General features: G+C 73.2%; 15 protein-coding genes. 5 read left to right on the forward strand and 10 right to left on the reverse strand.

Annotated elements, in window-relative coordinates; genetic code table 11:
- The first annotated feature begins 15 nt into the window (after window positions 1-15).
- Both Q5530_RS35280 and Q5530_RS35285 read left to right on the forward strand, forming a co-directional pair.
- On the forward strand, window positions 16-876 hold the full coding sequence (locus Q5530_RS35280; RefSeq protein ID WP_415367181.1) for a helix-turn-helix domain-containing protein: 861 nt from the start codon (window positions 16-18) through the stop codon (window positions 874-876).
- 133 nt (window positions 877-1009) lie between these two features.
- Entirely contained in the window at window positions 1010-1255 is a 246-nt protein-coding gene (locus Q5530_RS35285) for a DUF397 domain-containing protein (RefSeq protein WP_415367183.1), read from the forward strand.
- Window positions 1256-1269: 14 nt separating this feature from the next.
- Here Q5530_RS35285 and Q5530_RS35290 read toward each other — a convergent pair whose 3' ends face one another.
- The 9 genes from Q5530_RS35290 to Q5530_RS35330 all read right to left on the reverse strand — a co-directional run bounded on the left by Q5530_RS35290 (window position 1270) and on the right by Q5530_RS35330 (window position 10019).
- Window positions 1270-2340 (reverse strand): MFS transporter, encoded by a 1071-nt coding sequence (locus tag Q5530_RS35290; protein ID WP_415367184.1) that lies wholly within the window; start codon window positions 2338-2340, stop codon window positions 1270-1272.
- 201 nt (window positions 2341-2541) lie between these two features.
- Window positions 2542-3840, reverse strand: coding sequence for a PepSY-associated TM helix domain-containing protein (locus Q5530_RS35295; protein WP_415367185.1), 1299 nt, complete (start codon window positions 3838-3840; stop codon window positions 2542-2544).
- Between the two features lie 66 nt (window positions 3841-3906).
- Window positions 3907-4428: a hypothetical protein gene (locus Q5530_RS35300; protein ID WP_415367186.1), complete on the reverse strand. Its 522-nt coding sequence runs from the start codon at window positions 4426-4428 to the stop codon at window positions 3907-3909.
- 116 nt (window positions 4429-4544) lie between these two features.
- Entirely contained in the window at window positions 4545-5762 is a 1218-nt protein-coding gene (locus tag Q5530_RS35305) for an MFS transporter (RefSeq protein WP_415367187.1), read from the reverse strand.
- A 186-nt stretch (window positions 5763-5948) separates the two neighbouring features.
- Complete coding sequence (locus Q5530_RS35310) at window positions 5949-7148, reverse strand: RNA polymerase sigma factor (RefSeq protein WP_415367248.1); 1200 nt, start codon at window positions 7146-7148, stop codon at window positions 5949-5951.
- A 130-nt stretch (window positions 7149-7278) separates the two neighbouring features.
- Complete coding sequence (locus Q5530_RS35315; protein ID WP_415367188.1) at window positions 7279-7707, reverse strand: YciI family protein; 429 nt, start codon at window positions 7705-7707, stop codon at window positions 7279-7281.
- A gap of 146 nt (window positions 7708-7853) precedes the next feature.
- Window positions 7854-8693 carry an SDR family oxidoreductase gene (locus tag Q5530_RS35320; RefSeq protein WP_415367189.1) on the reverse strand — a complete coding sequence of 280 codons (840 nt, stop codon included), beginning with the start codon at window positions 8691-8693 and terminating at the stop codon, window positions 7854-7856.
- Between the two features lie 85 nt (window positions 8694-8778).
- Window positions 8779-9231, reverse strand: coding sequence for a DoxX family protein (locus tag Q5530_RS35325; RefSeq protein WP_415367191.1), 453 nt, complete (start codon window positions 9229-9231; stop codon window positions 8779-8781).
- Between the two features lie 23 nt (window positions 9232-9254).
- Window positions 9255-10019 carry an MSMEG_6728 family protein gene (locus Q5530_RS35330; RefSeq protein ID WP_415367192.1) on the reverse strand — a complete coding sequence of 255 codons (765 nt, stop codon included), beginning with the start codon at window positions 10017-10019 and terminating at the stop codon, window positions 9255-9257.
- A 601-nt stretch (window positions 10020-10620) separates the two neighbouring features.
- Between Q5530_RS35330 and Q5530_RS35335 the strand changes: the two genes are divergently transcribed.
- The 3 genes from Q5530_RS35335 to Q5530_RS35345 all read left to right on the forward strand — a co-directional run bounded on the left by Q5530_RS35335 (window position 10621) and on the right by Q5530_RS35345 (window position 14859).
- Window positions 10621-11862 (forward strand): hypothetical protein, encoded by a 1242-nt coding sequence (locus Q5530_RS35335; RefSeq protein WP_415367193.1) that lies wholly within the window; start codon window positions 10621-10623, stop codon window positions 11860-11862.
- A complete protein-coding gene (locus Q5530_RS35340; RefSeq protein WP_415367194.1) occupies window positions 11859-13910 on the forward strand; it encodes a tetratricopeptide repeat protein in 2052 nt (683 codons plus the stop codon). The genes Q5530_RS35335 and Q5530_RS35340 overlap by 4 nt, the downstream gene beginning before the upstream one ends.
- Before the next feature lie 304 nt (window positions 13911-14214).
- Complete coding sequence (locus Q5530_RS35345) at window positions 14215-14859, forward strand: TetR family transcriptional regulator (RefSeq protein WP_415367195.1); 645 nt, start codon at window positions 14215-14217, stop codon at window positions 14857-14859.
- A gap of 7 nt (window positions 14860-14866) precedes the next feature.
- Here the strand turns inward: Q5530_RS35345 and Q5530_RS35350 are convergent, their stop codons facing one another.
- Window positions 14867-16234, reverse strand: coding sequence for a hypothetical protein (locus tag Q5530_RS35350; protein ID WP_415367196.1), 1368 nt, complete (start codon window positions 16232-16234; stop codon window positions 14867-14869).
- Window positions 16235-16242: the final 8 nt, after the last annotated feature.

The raw sequence follows: 16242 nt of genomic DNA on the forward strand, positions 1-16242 counted from the left end.
CGCAGAAAGGCGATCATGACGGACAGGGGATCGAACCCCGTTGCACTGCGGCGCCGCCTGCGCACGGAGCTCAAGAAAGCCAGAGAACGAAAGAGCCTGAAGCAGAAGGACGTCGCCCTCGCCCTGGACTGGTCTCAGTCCAAGGTAATTCGCATCGAATCGGGTACGGTTAATGTATCGACCACTGACCTTCGTGCACTTCTGGCTTTTTACGGTATCGATGATGCTGTTGTTGTTGATGAGCTGGTTGAATTGGCGAAGGCCAGTCGTAAAAGTGCCTGGTGGGACGTCCATCGACCACTGCTGAGCTCTGAGGCGATCAAGCTCTTGGGGCTGGAGGCGTCCACCACGGTAATCAGGCAGTTCCAAGCCCTCCTGGTGCCGGGGCTTCTGCAGACGGAGGCGTATGCGCGTGCGACTCTGTCGCAGTACGTCGACAAGGCCAAGGTCGACCCGCTCGCCCTGATCCGCATGGAGCGCCAGCGGATCTTGGCGGGCGAAGACGCGGCCGAGGCGTTTTTCATACTCGACGAGGCTGCTATCCGCCGTTGGGTGGGTGGGCCAGAGGTCATCCGGGAGCAACTGGAGCACTTGAAGGAGATGAACCGCCGACCGAACGTCACCATCCAGGTGATCACGTTCGACAAGGGCGTTCACCTGGGTATGCAGGGATCCTTCACGGTCTTCGAGTTCCCGGCTGAGCAGCAGGACTACGCGGTGTTCCTGGAGCGCCCGGGTGGTACGGAGGTAATCGAGAACGATGTCAACGTAGGGCCCCAGTTCGTCGAGTCCTTCATGCAGTTGGAGGAGCTCGCGATGCCGTCCTCCGAACTCGACGCGGTCATCGACCGGGTATTGGCGGAGGTGCTCGGCTAGCGAGGTGTCGGGTGGGGCGCCCCCCGCTCGACACCTCGGTCCGAGGTTTCCGTCCGTGCGGGGTTCGGAGCAAGGTTGCTCCCTCCATCGGCGGTAGTTGGGACCTGCGAAGCGCCGATACCCTGAAGCGGCCATGTCCACGTCGGGGCTCTGCGGACAGGGGGTATCGGCAGTGCGGCCAAATGCGGGTCAGATAGATTCCGGTGCGGGGCGTTTGACCTCTTGGCGCAAGAGTTCCGCGTCAACGGATAGTGCTTGCGTGGAGGTGGCGCTCGCTCCGGGCGGCGCTTTGGTGCGCCAGTCCCGCAATATTGCGGGGACCCCGTTGTGTTTCTCGGAGATCTCCTGGACGGCATTCCTGGAGTCACTGCGGCACTAGGTCGCGGCACCCGCCTACCGCCGCAACCGCGACAGGAACAGGGCCGGCACCAGCACCAGCAGCGCCACGCCGCTCACCCCGCCCGCGATCCACGCCCCGTACACGGCCATCGACAGCACCTCGCTGCCCAATCCCGCCACCGACGTCACCGTGGCCCGCGCGTCACCGGTGATCCGCTCCTGCAACCGCGCCTCCGCCGACACCAGCACCAACTGGTACGCCCCGTAGAACAGGGCCACCGCCGCCAGCCCCGCCGGGTGCCCGACCAGCCCCGCCGCGCCCAGCACCACCGCCGCGCCGCCCAGCACCGGGGCCAGCGGCACCCGCCCACCGCCCAGCGCCGCCCCCGCCGCGCCGGCCAGCGGGATCGCCAGGGTGGCCGGCGGCGCCCACGCCACCGGCACGCCCCAGTCCCGCGTGACCAGCGGGAAGTACTCCTCGAAGGCGTCGACCGCCAGCAGCGCCGCCACGAGCAGCACCACCGGTCCGACGCCGGGGGTGCGGACCGTCTCGGCCAGGCCCGACCTCAGCACGGCCAGGTAGCTCTCCGGCTGGGGTCGGGGCGTCTCGGGGAGCCTGGTGGCGATCAGGGCGGCGACCAGGCACGTCGCCACGCTCACCCACCCCACCAGGGGAAACCCGCCCACCCGGAACAGGACGGCGGCCAGCACCGCGGCCGGGACCTGGGCCAGCAGGGCGACCGCGTTGACGCGGGCCAGCACCCGGCCGAACGCCGGGCCCTCGCCGACCGCCACCAGGCCGTCGTGCAGGAGGGCCTCCAGGGCGCCCGACGACAGCGCGCCGCCCACGCCCCAGAGCACGAAGCCGGCCGCGAAGCCGGGGAAGCCGGGCAGCGCCGTCCACAGCGCGTAGCCCGCGGCCTGGCACCCGCCGGACGCGACCACCGACCACCGGCGGGAGAACCGGTCGGCGAACGCGCCCAGCGGCACCTCGGCGAGCACCGCGACGGTGGACCAGATCGCGAACAGCGCCGAGATCCGCACGTCCGACAGCCCGGTGTGGGTGAACAGCAGCGCGTACAGCGGGAACAGCGGGATGGTGTGGGCCGGTGCCGCCCAGCCCACCGCGAGGCGGGCCAGCGGCCGGGCCCGGGGCGGTAGGGGGCGTCAAAGGAACGGCACGACGCCCAACCTAACCGCCACCGGCCCGGCCGTCGCCGGGATTTCAGGCCCCCTCAGGCCGGTTCGGGCCGGTTCGGACCGGTCCGGACGAACTCAGACCGGTGCAGACCGGCTCAGACCGGCTCAGACCGGCTCAGGCCGGGCTCACACCGGTTCGGACTCCGGCGCGGGCTCCGGTCGCGGCTCGTCGGTCTTCTTGTCCTTCGAGCCCAGCAGCACGTCCACGGCCAGGAACGCCAGCAGCGACAGCCCGAACAGCGGGATGAACCAGCCGACCACCGCGGCCACCACGCCCACCACCGCCAACTGCGCCGGCGGCACCTTCCGCCACCGCCCGCGCGCCACGGGCTTGCCGAACCCGCGCGTCGGCCGGCGCAGCCACCACACCCGGTACCCGAGCACGACCAGCGTCACCAGGCCGAGCCCGAGCGCGAGCAGCAGCAGCTGGTTGGGCCAGCCGAACAGGACGCCCATGTGCGCGTCGATGCCCCACCTGGCCAGCTTCGCGGCCACCGGGTAGTCGCTGAACCGCACCTCCTCCGAGACCGAGCCGCCGGTGATGGCCACCGCGTCGACCTGCGTGGGCCAGCCCCGGCCGATCTCGGTGACCTGCCAGGACATCCCGGCCATCGGCGGCACGGTGATCTCGATGTCGCCCGCGTCGATGCCGCCGCTGGTCCGGGCGGTCTCCAGGATGGAGTCCACCTCGCCGGGGAACACCGGGATGGGGTCGCTCATGTCGTGGCCGGAGTGGTCGTCGTTGCCGCCCAGCGCCGGCGTGCTCCAGTTCAGCGCCTTGCGCAGGTCGGCGACGTTCTCCCCGGCGTAGGTGGACCAGGTCAGGCCGGTCGCGGACAGGAACAGCGCGCCGACCAGCACCCACAGGCCGAGCACGGCGTGCCGCCGGGTCGTGGGCTTGAGGCGCTGCGCGCGGCGGCGGCTGAACCACAGGAACACGCCGCCCAGCGCGACCACCCACAGCCAGGACGCGGCCAGCTCGCTGTAGAGCCGGCCGGGTTCGCCGAGCATCAGGTTGCGGTGGATGGTGTCGATCGTGGTGCGCAGCGGCAGGACGCCGCTGGTGCCGTAGGTGTCGAGGGTGCCGACCACGGTCCCGGTGCCGGGGTCGACGAACACCGTGGGCCGCGCGTCGCCGTCGCTCGCGAACAGCACGCGCGTGGTGGCGCCCGGCTCGGGCGCGGGCCGCACCGCGACCCAGTCGTGGTCGGGCAGGGCGGTCTGCGCGGCCTTCACCTGCTCGGACAGCGGCAGGGTCTGCTCGGACGCGGGCACGCGCAGGTGGTCCTCGTAGATCCAGGACTCCAGCTGCGGGGTGGCGGCGTACAGCACGCCGGTCAGGGCGGCGATCAGCACGAACGGGCCCACCAGCACGCCCGCGTAGAAGTGGAAGCGCAGCACGAGGCCGCGCCAGGACTCGATCATGGGGGACTCCTGGGTACGGGAGACGCCACCGCTCGGGCAGGGGCGGTGGTGTGGGGAGAGGGGTACCTAGGAGAGGGGCGGACCGCGGCGCGGCACCGTGCGGCGGCGCAGCACCTCCGCCAGCGGCTGCGGCGGGTGGGCGGCGATGGGGATGCGCAGCGGCGCGACCGCGAGCGGCGGGCTCAGCCTGCGCGGCAGGACCGCCGCCACGGCCGCGGCCAGCCGGAACACGGCCTGTTCGAAGCCCGCGAGGGCGACGACCACGATCGCCGTGGCCAGGGCGTGGCCCAGCAGCATCGCGGGCGCGGGCACCAGCTCGCGCGGCTGGTGGGACAGCACGACCAGGAAGACGTGCGCGGCCACCTGCACCACGCCGACCAGGGACAGCAGCTCGCCGAAGCCCAGTTGGCGGTCGGTCAGCGGGAGGCACGTCCAGCCGATGGCGAGCGCGAACACCAGCAGGTGCGGTAACGACGGCAGGTGACCGCCGCCGCCCGCGTGGGCGAGGACCGCCAGCAGTCCGGTGGACAGCCCGACCGCGCCGCAGCGCAGGGCGCGCGCGGCTCCGCGGGTCGGTGCTGGTGCCACAACCCAGCAGCGTAGCGGCGGAGGGGGTGTTGAAGAAGTGCTGTTGAGACGGGGGACCCGGGCCGCCTGGCTGCCGGGGCCTACCGCGCCGGACGGCCGTGCGTCACGCCCGGGCGCTACAGCCGGGCGCCGCGCACGGGCGAGCAGGTGATCGCCACGGCCTGCGCCACGAGCCCGCCCACCGCGATCCACAGCGCGGTCGCCGGCCCCAGCCGGTCCGCCAGGAACCCGCCCAGCGGCGCGCCGAACACGATCATGGCCCGGTTGAACGACCGCATGGTCGCGTTCATCCGGCCCTGGAGGTGGTCGGGCGTGACGAACTGGCGGTACCCCATCTCCACCGGGCTCTCCAGGCCGATCGCGAAGTAGAAGACGAACTGCCCGGCGCACAGCAGCGCGAACCCGCCGGCGGTGGGCGTGGCGAGCGGCAGCAGGGCGTAGGCCGCCGGTGAGAGCCAGCGGCCGGCGAGCATCACGGGGCCCTCGCCGAACCGCCGCCCGGCCGGGCCGGACAGCGACGCGCCGAGCACCCCGCCGACCCCGCCCACCGCGAACGTCACGCCGAACGCGAACGCGTCGAACGCCAGGGCGTCCAGCACGAACACCGTGTAGACCGCGCCGACCATGGCGGAGCAGAAGAACCAGGCGTGCGTGGCGAGCGCCAGCGGGCGCAGCACGCGGTGGCGGTACACCCAGCGCATCCCGTCGCGGATCTCGCCGCGCAGGTCGCGCCGCGCCGGCACGGGTTCGGGCTCGACGGTCCTCAGCCGGGCCAGCACCAGGCCGGAGACGAGGTAGGAGAGGGCGTCGACGAGGAACGCCGCCGGCCCGCCGACGAACTTCACCAGCGCGCCGCCCACCAGCGGGCCGACGCCCTGGGCCGCCGATCGGGTCTGCTCCAGCCGCGCGTTGGCGTCGGTGAGCTGCGCGGCGGGCACGAGGCGGGGCAGGAACGACTGGTGCGCCGCGTCGTGGAACAGCGACAGCGTGCCGAACACCACCACGACCGCGGCCAGCAGCGGGACGGTGAGCGCGCCGGTGAACGCCAGCACCGGGATCAGCACGAGCACCGCGGCGCGGGCGAAGTCGCTCGCGACGAGCAGCGGCAACCGCCGCCGGCGGTCCACCAGGACGCCCGCGACCAGCCCGAACAGCAGGTAGGGCAGCCAGCGGGCCGACTCCAGCAGGCCCGCGACGGTGGCCGACGCGCCGAGCGTCAGCACGGCCACCGCCTTGAGCGCGAGCGTGGTCACGTGGGTGCCGGCCAGCGACACGGTGTCCGCGGTCCAGAAGCGGACGAACTGGCGCTGCCTGCCCAGCCTCTCCTGCGTCATGCGAATCCCCCCTCCCCACCCTGCCAGAAGGCCGGGACGAGGGAGAACGCCGTTGTGCCTGGGGACGGGACGGGTGGGAAGGGCGCCTGGAGGCGGGGGTGCCCAGGGGCGGGACGGGCGCCTGGGGGCGGGACGGGGTCCAGGGGCGGGTGCCCGAGGGCGGGACGGGTGTCCGGGCCGGGACCCTCAGCAGGCGGCGGCGCGGTCGAGCAGGAGCTTGCGCTCGCGCCCGTTGCGGGTCAGGCCCGCGGCCCGCTCGAACTCCACCCGCGCCTCGGCGGTCCGGCCCAGCTTGGCCAGCAGGTCGCCGCGCACGCTCGGCAGCAGGTGGTAGTCCTTCAACGCGGGCTCGTCGACCAGCTCGTCCACCAGCTCCAGGCCCACCGCCGGGCCGAACGCCATGCCGATCGCCACCGCGTGGTTCAACGCCACCACCGGCGACGGCGTGACCAGCGCCAGCGCCTCGTACAGGCCCGCGATCCGGGTCCAGTCGGTGTCCTCCGGCACGCGCGCCCGCGCGTGGCACGCGGCGATGGCCGCCTGGAGGGTGTACGGACCGCGCGGGCCGGGCGCCGACCACGCCCGCTCCAGCGCGGTCAGCCCGCGCCGGATCAGCAGCTGGTCCCACCGGGCCCGGTTCTGCTCCAGCAGCAGCACGGGCTCGCCGTTCGGCCCCACGCGGGCCTTGGCCCGGGACGCCTGGACCTCCATCAGCGCGACCAGCCCGTGCACCTCGGGCTCGCGCGGCGCCAGGCCGGCCAGCACCCGACCCAGCCGCAACGCGTCCTCGCACAGCCCCGGCCGCATCCAGTCGTCGCCCGCGGTGGCCGAGTAGCCCTCGTTGAAGATCAGGTAGACCACGCCGAGCACGGACGCCAGGCGGGCGTCCCGCTCGTCCTCGGCCGGGACCTCGAACGGGACGCCCGCCTTGGTCAGCGTCTTCTTCGCGCGCACGATCCGCTGCGCCACGGTCGCTTCGGGCACCAGGAACGCGCGGGCGATCTCGGCGGTGGTCAGCCCGCCCAGCATCCGCAGCGTCAGGGCCACCTGGGCCTCGGTGGACAGCACCGGGTGGCAGGCGGTGAACACCAGGCGCAGCAGGTCGTCGTCGATGTCGCCGACGCCCGTGCTCGCGTCCGGCGCGTGGTCGTGCTCCGTGTCGCGCCCGACCTCCTCCAGCTTGCGCCGGTAGTTCTGGGCGCGGCGGATGACGTCGATGCCCCGGTTCTTGGCGGCGGTCATCAGCCACGCGCCCGGGTTGCGCGGCACGCCGGTTTCCGGCCACTGCTCCAGGGCGCTGACCAGCGCGTCCTGGGCCAGCTCCTCGGCCAGGCCCACGTCCCGCACCATCCGGGCCAGACCGGCGATGAGGCGGGCGGACTCCATGCGCCACACCGCCTCAACGGCGCGGCGCGCGTCGGTAGCCGTCACGACCCGGGATCAGATCAGCTACCGACGCGCGTGGGCAAGGCGGGGTGGGTGGCCCGGCGCCCCGAGGCCGACCCGGGCCCCGCCCTCAGCCCTTCGCGCGCGCGTCGGACTCGGCCCGCAGCTCGTTCTCGCGGTCGATCAGCTCCTGCGGCGCGTTCTCGAAGTCCTCCGAGGCGAAAACCTGGCGGATCTCGATCTGCGACTCCGCCCCGGTCGGGTTCGGCACCCGCTTCACCCACTCGACGGCTTCCTCCAGCGACTTCAGCTCCAGCAGCCAGAAGCCCGCGATCAGCTCCTTGGTCTCGGTGAACGGACCGTCCACCACGGTGCGCTGGTCGCCGGAGAAGTACACCCGGGCGCCCCGGGAGCTGGGGTGCAGGCCCTCGCCGGCCAGCAGCACGCCCGCCTTGACCAGCTCCTCGTTGAAGGCGGCCATCTCCAGCAGCTCCGCCTCGGTCGGCATCACGCCGGCCTCGGTGTCCGCGTTCGCCTTCACGATCACCATGAAACGCATCGTCTGATCTCCGTTCGGTTCGTCCGGCCGGGCTACATCCTGGCCCCTGACAACGCGACGAACGAACCGAACGGCGGATCGACACCTCCGGGGATTTTTCTCGAAGTTTTTCCACGAGCCCCTGACCTGCGGTTATCCCCAACCGCTCAGCTGAGCGGCTTGCCGCCGGTCACGCCCACGACCTCGCCGGTGATGTAGCTCGACTCCGAGGACGCCAGGAACACGTACAGCGGGGCCAGCTCGGCGGGCTGGCCGGGCCGCCCCAGCGGGGTGTCCTCGCCGAAGCTCTCCACCGCCTCGGGCGGCATGGTGGCCGGGATGAGCGGCGTCCACACCGGACCGGGCGCGACCGAGTTCACCCGGATCTTCCGGTCGGCCAGGTTCTGCGCCAGGCCCTTGGTGAAGTTGACGATCGCCGCCTTGGTGGTGGCGTAGTCGAGCAGCTGCGGCGAGGGCTGGAACGCCTGGATGGACGAGGTGGTGATGATCGACGAGCCCTCGCCCATGTGCGGCACGGCGGCCTTGCACAGCCAGAACATGGCGTAGATGTTGGTCTTGATCACCCGGTCGAACTGCTCGCTGGTGATGTCGAGCAGGCCGTTCTCCTGGGCCATCTGGTGGGCGGCGTTGCTGACCAGGATGTCGATGCCGCCGAACTCCTCCACCGCGCGGGCCACCACGGCCGCGCACTGGGACTCCTCGACGAGGTCGCCGGGGACGGTCACGGCCTTGCGGCCGGCCTCCTCGACGAGCCGCGCGGTGTCGCGGGCGTCCTTCTCCTCCGCGGGCAGGTAGGAGATGAGCACGTCCGCGCCTTCGCGGGCGAACGCGAGGGCGACGGCCCGGCCGATGCCGGAGTCGCCGCCGGTGATCACGGCTCGTTTGCCGGTGAGCCTGCCGGTGCCCCGGTAGGTCGCCTCACCGTGGTCGGGGGTGGGTCGGACGTCGTCGGTCAACCCGGGGTGCTCAATGACGGTTTCGGCCATGACCGCAGGGTGCCCAGGTCGGGGCGCTTCGAACACGCGTCGGTGGCGCACCCGAGTGGGGTGCGCCACCGAGGGGGAGCGGGACCTAGCGGCGGAACGCGCGGCGGAGGGTGAAGGCACCCGGGCCGAGCACGGCCAGCAGGAGGAACACCCAGCTGTAGACGGCGGCCAACTCGCCCGTGTTGTGGATGGGGAGCAGCGCTTCCGGCTGGTGCACGGTGAAGTACGCGTAGGCCATCACGCCGGACAGCACGAACGCGGCCGGCCGGGCGGCCACGCCCAGCAGCACCAGGACGGCCCCGACCAGCTCGATGACGCTGCCGTACCAGCCCGGCCACGAGCCGAGGGGGACGGCCGTGCCCTGGCCGTCGACGCCGCCGAAGAAGCCCAGGCCCATCAGGCCGTGGAAGCCGAACAGGAACGACACGACGATCCGGAACGCGCCCAGGGCGACGTCGTTGCGCCCGGCGTCACGAGCGGCGCGAGCGTCACGAGCGGCAGCAGCGGTGTCGGTGGTGGTGGTGTCGGTGGTGGTCATGTCCGGTCCCCTCTTCGGTGGTCTCACCCCTTCGTCGAACGGGGACCCGACCGGATCGACACCTCCGCCGGACTTTTTTCCGGGACCTCGTCCGAGGAACCCACCTGGAGGGTGAACCTGCCGGTCGGAGCCGGTAGCGGCTGCCCTCGCCGGAAGAAGCGGACCTGCCTCGGGTCCTCCGCCTCGGACCGCATCGCCTCCAGGTCGGCCTCCGTGGGCACCCGGGCGACGGACGGACCGGGGCGGTGGTCCAGCGGCGGCGCGGGCGGCAGGTGCTCGTCGGGCAGCGGCGGCAGGTCGAGCCGCCAGGCGATCAGGCCGGGCGTCTCGGGCACCTCCTCCGGGTAGGACGGGCCGGGCCACACGTAGGGCAGGTCGTCGGGCACGCCGGGGAACAGCGGGGCGTAGTGCTCCGGCTCCTTGCGGATCAGGGAGGACTGGTGGCTGCGGTGCAGCCCGGCGTCCCCGAGCCACGGCGGCAGCAGGCCCTCCTCCAGGCACCACGACCAGGTCGGCTCGCGCCCGCCGTGGTAGTCGAGCAGGACCGCGCGCACCCCGTCCCGGTGCCCGCGCCGCCGCCACTCGTCGCACACCGCCACCCCGTAGGAGACCAGGGCCGGGGTGAAACCGCGCCACATCACCACCGCCGGGTGCCGCTTCCACCCGTACTCGGGCCACACCAGCGCGCGGAGCACCTGGAGCGTCTCCACCCGCTGCTTGCCCAGCCTCCGGGTGTCCAGGGCGGCGGCGCTGCGGCCGAACGTGGGGCACGGCAGGAACGTCTGCACCCGTGCCGTCTACCCCCGCGGGGCGGGCGCCAAGCCCGGTGTCGCTACATCGTGTGGTCGCCGCGCGGCAAAGTTGCACGCCGTCGTACGGCCGTTCGTCGCGCCGGCCGTACGGCGAACGGCCGGCCGCGCGGCGAATGCCGGAACCGCTGGGTCGAATGCCTCAGCGGAAAAACCGATGGCTCGCCCCGGAAGCCCTCCGAAGTCCATTCGCGGTCACGTCGAACAATGAAGATCGTGGCCCGATGTGACCACTCTTCCGGACTATCGCTTCTGATACCGATGGTCCTTACAGTCGTCCCGTGTCCCCGCCGGAAAGTCGGGTCGCGGGATAACCGAAAGCGCTCGAGAAAATTCTCGGTCAACCCCGGGGGTCGGTTCCGCGCGCCCTGCTCCACCGATTTGAGAGGTGTGACCACATGAAGCCGAAGATGAAGAAGATCACCGTCCGCAAGGTCGGCCCGGTTCGCCTGACCGCGGCGGCCTGCTCGCAGTACAAGGTCCCGACGCTGCCCGCCAGCTGATCGGACCGGTTCCGGGGCCGGGCGCGGTCACCGCGCCCGGCCCTTCCGTCACCGCAGCGCCCCACCGGGAGTACGACGTGTACGACCTGCAACAACCGCTCGCCCTGCACCCCCTGGTGTACCTGGAGGACGGCGACGACGTGACCGTGGGGCGGCGGGACATCGAGTCCTACGCGGTCTTCCCGCCCGACGGGGCCGAGCTGGTGCGCAAGCTCGCCGAGGGCGTCGCGCCCGCGCAGGCCGCCCGGTGGTACGAGGGCCGCTACGGCGAGGCGGTCGACATCGACGACGTGGTCGGAGTGCTGCACGAGCTCGAATTCGTGCGCGCTGCCGAAGGCGCCCGTGAAGGCGCGGCCGAAGGCACTCCCGAACAATCCTCGGGACCGCCCGGCGCGCTGCCGCCGGTGCGCTGGCAGCGGCTCGGCCAGGCCCTGTTCTCCCGGGTCGCTTTCACCGCATACGGTGTGTTGGTGGTCTGGGCCGTGGTCGCGGCGGTACGGGCTCCCGAATTGCGCCCGAATTTTCGGCACATCTTCTACATCGACTACTACTCGGTGATCCAGGCGACGTTGTTCGTGGCCGCGGTGCCGCTGCTGCTCCTGCACGAGTCGTTCCACGCGCTGGCCGGCCGCAGGCTGGGCCTGCCGTCCCGGCTGAGCATCGGGCGGCGGCTGTACTTCATCGTGCTGGAGACGTCGATGGACAGCCTGGTCACCGTGCCCCGCCGGCAGCGCTACCTGCCGATCCTCGCCGGGATGCTCGCCGACGTGCTGGCGATGGCGGCGCTCACCGTGCTGGCCGACCTGACCCGCGCGCCCGACGGCTCCCTGTCGCTCGCGGGCCGGTTCTGCCTGGCCGTGTCGTTCGCGACGCTGCTGCGGGTGGCCTGGCAGTTCTCCTTCTACCTGCGCACCGACCTCTACGTGCTGGTCAGCACGGTGCTCGGCTGCGTCGACCTGCACGGCGCGGTCAAGGGCACGCTGGCCAACCGGGTCAACCGGCTGCTCGGCCGCACCGACCGGCTGCGCGACGAGACGGCCTGGCACCCCGTGGACCGGCGCGTGGCGCACTGGTACGCGTGGCTCGTGCCGGTCGGCTACGCGATCAGCCTCACCACGCTCGCGCTGGCGGTGCTGCCGGTCACCTGGTTCATGTTCAGCGGCGTGTTCACCCGCTTCACCGACGGCGGCACCGCGACCCAGGTCCTGGACTCGACGGTGTTCCTCGCCTTCTCGCTGATCCCCATCGCGGTCTACGGACTGCTGGCCCTGCGCGACCGCCGTCGTGGCCGCGTCCGGGAGAAAGGACGTGTCTCATGACCGGTCACCTCTGGATCCGCGCCCACCGCGCCACCGACCGGGCCCGCGCGCTCGCCGGGCTGGACCTGCCGCCCGTGCTGGCCGTCGTCGACGCCCACCAGCGGCGGCGGGGCCCGTACTCGGCCGCCGGCTCGCTGCTGCGGCAGATCGCGCCGGCCGCGTTCGCCGCGCACCCGGAGCTGGCGGTCCGGCACAACATCGAGGTCGCCACGGCGGCGCCCGAGCTGGCCGACCTGGTGCCGCAGGCGTGGTCGAGCATGGAGTGGACCGTCTCCGACGAGGAGCGCACCCGGTTCTACTCGCGGCTGCACACGCTGAACGTCGCCAACGGCATCGCGGAGCTGCTGCGGGTCGTGCTCGACGAGCCCCGGACGCTGGTCGTGGACAACGCCCACCACGCCGACCCGACCGACCAGGAGCTGGTCGCGGTCCTGCTGCGGCGCGCGGACCTGCCGCTGCTGACCGTGGTCGTCGGCACGGGCGCGGAACCGCTGGTCGACCCGCGCGGTGAGCTGGCGGTCTCGATGCGGGCCGAGCTGGAGGCGCACGCCACCCCGGTCGACGTCGCGGAGAGCGCGCCCGAGGGACCGTATGAGTCCTATGTGGACAGCGACGGCGCGACCGACGACCCGCGCGCCCTGGCCGAGTACGAGGCGCTGTCGCCGGAGCGCAGGACCGAGCTGCACGACGCCCGGCTGGCCGAGCTGGTGGCGCGCGGCGAGAAGTCGTGGACGCTCGGGGCGATCCCGTTCCACGCCGAGCGCGGTTCCGGCGGCGGCGCGGAGGAGCTGCGGGCGGCGATGGACCACTGCCGCAAGGTCGGGCTCTACCAGGCCGCCGCCGAGCTGGGCAAGCGCGGGCGGGTCGCGGTGGACCGGAGCGCCGACCCCCGGCTGTGGTGGCACTTCACCGAGGGCTCCAGCACGTCGCTGGCCTCGGTGGGCCGCGCCGACGAGGCCGAGGAGATCTACTACGACGCCCGCGCGGCGACCGCGGACCCGCTGGTCCACATGAACCTCGCCTACGGCAGCGCCATGCTCTACGCGCGGCACTTCACCGCCGACCGGCGCGACTTCCAGCGGGCCCGGGGTTGGATGAACCTCGCCATCGCCATCGCGGACCAGCTGGGCGACCCCAAGGAGCGGGCCTTCCACTCGGTGTTCAGCCGCAACGGGCTGGCGCTGGTCGAGGTGCGGCAGGGCAACCCGGGCGAGGCGCTGCGGCTGCTGGAGGAGGGCATGGCCCGGCTCGACGCGGACCTGGAGCCCGGCGAGCACGCGCTGCACCGGTCCGTCCTGCGCTACAACCGCGCCCAGGTGTACGCGATGACCGGGCGGGCCGAGGAGGCGCTGGCCGACTACTCGGCGGTGGCCGAGCTGGACCCGGACTTCCCCGAGCACCACTTCCACGTCGGCAGCATGTTGCGGAAGCTGGGGCGCGACGAGGAGGCGCTGGCCGCGTTCGAGCGGGTGCTGCCGCTGTCGCCGCCGTTCCCGGAGGTGCACTACAACCTGGCCGACACGCGGCTGGCCCTCGGTGACGCGGAGGGGGCGCTGCGCGAGTTCTCGGTGGTGCTGGAGCTGGACCCCGCGCACGTGGAGGCGAGGTTGGCGCGGGCCGAGCTGCGGTGCGACCTGGACGACCTGACGGGCGCGGAGGCCGACGTCGAGGCCGTGCCGGACGAGGTGAGCCCGGCGCTGGCGCTGTCGCTGCGGTGCGTGCGGGCCAGGGTGCTGGCGGCGCGCGGCGACCTGGCCGGCGCGCGGCGGGAGGTGTCCGAGGTGGTCGAGGCCGACCCGGGCTTCCACCAGGGCTGGGCGATCCGGGCGCAGCTCGCCTACGAGTCCGGCGAGCTGGAGGGGGCGCTGGCCGACTTCGACCGCGCGGTGGGGTTGTCGGACCTGCCGGAGGTGCGGTTCAACCGGGCCGTGGTGCTGGAGGAGGCCGGGCGGTTCGACGCCGCCGCGGCGGACTACCGGGTGGTGCTCGACGCGACCGGGGACGAGGACGCGCGGGACCGGCTGGACCACTGCCTGGCGCACGCGTAGGGGTGCGGGGCGCGGCACCGGCCACGGGCGGGGGGTGGCCGGTACCGCGCTCGCGCGCTCTCCGCCCCCTCACGCCCCCGCTTCCGCCCCTCGCCCGCCTCGCGCCCCGCTCCGCCCCGCTCCGCCTCGCGCCTCGCCCGCCTCGCGCCTCGCTTCCGCGCCCCGCGCCTCGCTTCCGCGCCCCGCGCCTCGCCTCGCGCCCCAGCCTCGCGCCCCCGCTTCCGCTTCCGCGCCCCGCGCACCGCGGTCCCGCCCCAACTCCGCTCAGCCGAACAACGGACCGCCGGGTGGTTAGGGTGACCGGGTGGAGTTCCAGCGCGCCCGGCGACCCGAGCAGGTCGAGCAGCGGCGGCGCGCGATCCTGGAGGCGGCCCGCGCCCTGCTCCGGGAACACCCCCTCGCCGACATCAGCCTGCGCGAGCTGAGCTGCCGGGTCGGGCTGGCCAAGTCGAACGTGCTGCGCTACTTCGACAGCCGGGAGGCGGTGTTCCTGGAGGTGCTCGACGAGGAATGGGGCGCCTGGCTGGACGCCCTGGAGGCCGAGCCCCCCACCGGCGACGAGGCGGCCGTGGCCACCGCCCTCGCCTCCTCCCTCGCCGGGCGGCGGACGCTGGCCGAGCTGTTCGGCCACGCGGGCGCCCTGGAGCGCAACATCACCGTCGAGCGCGCCCGCCGGGTCAAGGGCCGGGCGGCGACCCACTCGACGCGGCTCGCGGACCTGGTGCGCGCCCTCCTGCCGGTGCTCGACGAGGACGCGGCGCGGCACTTCGCGGACACCGTGGTCGTGCTCGCGGCCGGGCTGTGGCCCCGGGCGGACCCGACCGAGGCGGTGGCGCGGGCGCTGCGCGAGCTGGGCTCGCCCGAACCCGCCGAGCTGTTCGCGACCGGGCTGGCGGAGGCGCTGGTCAACCAGCTCGCCGGGCTGGTGGCGCGGTCCACGCGGGACTGACGGCCCGCTAGGAGCGACCGTCCCGCTGGTCCTGCCACCTCTTGCCGAACTCCCGGGCCCGGTCGAGCACGGCGCCGCCGATCCCGTTGAAGTAGATCTCCACCAGCTCGGCCCGCGCGATCCGCCCCGCGCCGACCTCGTCGCGGACGAACTCGGTGGCCCTCAGGTACATAGTCGACTTCTTCGCGTGGTCGGTCCTGACGTCGAACCCGGTCGCCTCGGAGGTGAAGAACTCGGTGATGCCCTCCTGGAGGTCCGCCCCGATCGGGTTGTCGAACGAGAAGTTCATGACGTCCGGGTGCTCCAGCACGTGGAACAGCTCGTGCACGAGGGTGCCCCAGGTGTGGTTGTCGGCGTTGAGGACCACGTTCCGCGACCCGCGCGCCTCCGGGGTGGTCTGCCCCTCCACGTTGGCCGCGTCGATCACGCCGGGACCGGCGAACGCCGTCTTGTCCCGCGCCGTCACCCCGGCCGTCGCCAACCACTTCTCGACCGCCTGTTCGTCGATGCGGGTCAGCCCGAGGCCCGCCAGGTAGTTCCGGACGGTGTCCAGCGCCAGCCGCTGCCTGTCCTCTGGCGGCGGGAACCGGCGCTTCCCGCCCTCGTCCACGAACTCCGCGAGGGCCTCGCCCTGGGCCGGGCGCAGGGAACCCGCGTTCGTGAAGACGACCTCCGCGAGCGGTACGCCCAGGGCGGCGGCCAACTGCCCGCGTGCCGCGGGGGAGAACCCCATGGGCAGCAGGACCACGAACCTCGCCCCCGGCCGCGTCGCGAGCGGGTTGCGGTCGCCGTACAGCCACTTCACGCCCCACATCTCGACGGCGCGGTCCCTCGTCGTCCAGAAGGCGGTGCGGGCGGGGCCCTCCCGCTCGACGAGCCTGCCGCTCCCGCCCGGGGCGCCCTGGACCTCCCAGCCGGCGGTCGGCGCGGTCGTCCCGCTCTCGTGCTCCGTCCCCAGCCCCGCACCCGCTCCCAGCTCCGTCGCCTTCTTGATCACGTCCTCGGCGCTCGGCTCGATGCCGTTGGCGGCGAGCCAGGCCGGCAGGGGGTGCAGCTGCTCGTCCGCGATCGCGGTCGCCAGCCTGCCGCGCAGGTCGGCCGACAGGGGGACGCCGAGCGCCGCGAGCGCGGCGGGCAGGCGCTGCTGCACCTCCGCCGACAGCTCCACGCCCGTGGGCATGTCCGCGCTCGCGAAGCGCCGTTGCACCGGGACGGGGTCGTGGGCCACGAGCCAGCGGACGGCGCGGTTGCCGGCGGTCCGCTGCAACCGCAGCAGCTCCTGCTCGGGAGGACGGCCGCCGGTCCCGGCGGTGGGGCGCGCGGCCGAGGGCGACCGGTGCCGCTCCACCGGTGGCTGCCGCTGGTCTTCCCGCACGGACCGCT

The sequence above is a fragment of the Saccharothrix sp. BKS2 genome (assembly GCF_047689505.1).
In the GTDB taxonomy this organism is placed as follows: domain Bacteria; phylum Actinomycetota; class Actinomycetes; order Mycobacteriales; family Pseudonocardiaceae; genus Actinosynnema; species Actinosynnema lopnurensis.

Coding starts and splice junctions, on each gene's coding strand:
- Q5530_RS35340 (WP_415367194.1), top strand. CDS start 11,859: ATGACCGGTCACCTCTGGATCCGCGCCCACCGCGCCACCGACCGGGCC.
- Q5530_RS35310 (WP_415367248.1), bottom strand. CDS start 7,148: ATGGAGTCCGCCCGCCTCATCGCCGGTCTGGCCCGGATGGTGCGGGAC.
- Q5530_RS35285 (WP_415367183.1), top strand. CDS start 1,010: ATGTCCACGTCGGGGCTCTGCGGACAGGGGGTATCGGCAGTGCGGCCA.
- Q5530_RS35295 (WP_415367185.1), bottom strand. CDS start 3,840: ATGATCGAGTCCTGGCGCGGCCTCGTGCTGCGCTTCCACTTCTACGCG.
- Q5530_RS35320 (WP_415367189.1), bottom strand. CDS start 8,693: ATGGCCGAAACCGTCATTGAGCACCCCGGGTTGACCGACGACGTCCGA.
- Q5530_RS35280 (WP_415367181.1), top strand. CDS start 16: ATGACGGACAGGGGATCGAACCCCGTTGCACTGCGGCGCCGCCTGCGC.
- Q5530_RS35305 (WP_415367187.1), bottom strand. CDS start 5,762: ATGACGCAGGAGAGGCTGGGCAGGCAGCGCCAGTTCGTCCGCTTCTGG.
- Q5530_RS35325 (WP_415367191.1), bottom strand. CDS start 9,231: ATGACCACCACCGACACCACCACCACCGACACCGCTGCTGCCGCTCGT.
- Q5530_RS35315 (WP_415367188.1), bottom strand. CDS start 7,707: ATGCGTTTCATGGTGATCGTGAAGGCGAACGCGGACACCGAGGCCGGC.